This is a genomic window from Ornithinicoccus halotolerans, assembly GCF_009602535.1.
In the GTDB taxonomy this organism is placed as follows: Bacteria; Actinomycetota; Actinomycetes; order Actinomycetales; family Dermatophilaceae; genus Ornithinicoccus; species Ornithinicoccus halotolerans.
The window spans coordinates 1-2,397 of record NZ_WIQI01000189.1 but is presented as its reverse complement, the minus strand read 5'-3'; the positions used below and the strand labels follow the sequence as shown (position 1 = coordinate 2,397).

General features: G+C 77.9%; 1 protein-coding gene. It reads right to left on the bottom strand.

Features of this window, described 5'->3' with window-relative positions:
- On the bottom strand, positions 1-2,397 hold a 2,397-nt coding region (locus GFJ45_RS15865; protein WP_153399013.1), incomplete at both ends, for an FtsX-like permease family protein.

Genomic DNA, 2,397 nt, shown 5'->3' with positions numbered 1-2,397 from the left:
GCAGCACCAGGCCCAGCTGGCCCACGGGGAGCGCGAGCGTCATGGCCACGTCCGGCGGGAGCACGGACCGCACCCCCGCCCACGCGTAGAGCACGCCCAGCAGCGTGCCCAGCAGCGCGCTGCCGAACGCGAGCAGCACCCCCTCGAGCGCGAGCGCACCGCGCAGCTGGCCCCGGGCGAGGCCGAGTGCCCGGAGCAGCGCGTGCTCACGCCCGCGCTCCAGCACCGACAGCGCGAGGGTGTTGCCGATCCCGACCAGTGCGATGAGCACGGCCACGCCCAGCAGGGCGGTGGTGACCAGCACCAGCAGGTCCAGCTGTTCGGTCAGCGCGTGCCGGGAACCGGCCCCGCCGGTGACCAGCAGCTGCTCGCCCTCGGTGAGCTGCTGCACCCGGGTGAGCGCCTCCCCGGTGTCGGCTCCGTCCGCCAGTCGCAGCAGCACCCCGGCCGTCGCCGCCTGGGGGGCCGCCTCGGCCAGCACCGACGGGTGGGCGACCCAGCCGTGGTCGAGACCGACCGGCACCACCCGCGCGGTGGTCGTGGCGCCGTCCGGTCCGGTCACGGTGACGTCGGTGCCGGTCGGGAGGCCGCGGGCGGCGAGCAGGTCCGCCGGCGCACCGACGGTTCCCTCGCTCAGCCCGGCGAGGGCAGCCGGGTCCCGCAGCAGTGGGGCGGCCTCGGCAGGGTCGACCCCGAGCGCCAGCGCCTCCTCCTGCAGCCCGCCGCCCTCGATCGAGACCGGCGCGCCCGGCACCGCCAGGTCCGCCCTCACCTCGTCCAGTCCCGCCAGCTCGGTAGCGACGTGCCCGGGCACCGCCACGGCCCGGGGCGGCTCCTCCTCCCAGTGCGTCTCGCCGGTGACCAGGACGTCGACCGGGTTGGCCGCGTCGATCTCCAGCAGCGCCGTCCGCTCCGCGGTCGCCGCCCCGACCGTGGTCATCGTCACGAGGGTGACGCCCACCAGCAGCGCCGCGCTGGCCGCGGCCGCCCGCCCGGGCGCGGTGGTGACCCCGTCCAGGGCCACCTGTCGCGGCACGCCCCGCCCCGCCAGCCGCCCGAGCGCACGGATCAGCCACGGCACCAGCCACACCGCCAGGACGAGCACGCCGAGGAAGCTGAGCACCCCGCCGGCGATCCCGGCCGTGACCGAGCTGGCGCTGACCGCGAGCGCCAGGCCGGCCGCACCGGCCAGCAGCAGCACCACCCCGGCAGCCAGCCGCCACGTGCCCGCCCTCGAGCGGGGGGCCGCCAGCTCACCGGGGTGCAGCGCGTGCACCGGCGGCACGGCGGTGGCCCGCCGGGTCGGCCACCAGGCCGCCAGCACGGTGATCAGCAGCCCGGCAAGCCACGGCCACAGCGCCGCAGCGCTGAGGAGGAACCCGTCGTCGACCGCCAGCTCCCAGCCCTGGGCGGTGACCAGCCGAGCCAGCCCCCATGCCGCTCCCAGCCCCGTCAGCACGCCCGCCGCCGAGGCGACCGACCCCAGCAGCGCCGCCTCCACCAGCACGCTGCGCCGCAGCTGCCGCCGGGTGGCCCCCACGCAGCGCAGCAGCGCCAGCTCACGGACCCGCTGGGCCAGCACGATCGCGAAGGTGTTCGCGATCACCAGTGCGGTCGTGCACAGCGCCACCGCCCCGAAGCCCAGCAGCACCGAGCCCAGCACGTCCGACCCGCCGGTGGACTGCGCCACCCGCTGCCTGGCCTCCTCCGGCCCGGAGCGCACGATCGCTCCCGGCGCCAGCTGCTCGACCGCCGCCCGCGCCGTCGCGGGGTCGGTCCCGGCGGCGGCGTCCAGCAGCACCTCCCGGTAGCCGCTCGCCGGCGCCCAGCCGCGCAGCACCGGTTCCGGCACCACGAGGACGTCCTGGCCCAGCAGGTGCGGTGCCTGCCCGACGTCCATCAGGCCCGCGACGCGGGCGGTGCGGGCGCCGCTACGGGGTCCCTGCTCCTGGGCCGCCGGCCCGTGGTCGGGAACGAAGGTCACCTCGTCGCCCACGTCGAGGCCGGCCGCCCGGGCCGTCGTGACCGACAGCGCCACCGTCCCGGCCTCGGCGTCCGGCCAGTGCCCGGACAGCAGCGCCACGCCGGGACCGCGGGGCGGGGTCACCGCGAGCGCGTGCTCGTCCCCGCCCCGGCGTCCCGGCACCACCAGGGTGGTATCGATGACCTCCAGCGCCGGCTCCCGGCGGAGGGCATCGACCACCTCGGCCGCGAGCTCGCCGGTCGGGTCGGTCACCACGAGGTCACGGTCGGCGACCCCGGCCGCGACCTGCTCCTGCACGCCGCGCTCCATGCGTTCGGTCGCCGCCACGGTGGTGGTCAGGAACGCCACCCCCAGCACGATCGCCAGCGCGGTCGCGGCCAGCCGCCGGCCGTGCGCACGCACGCCCGCGAGCG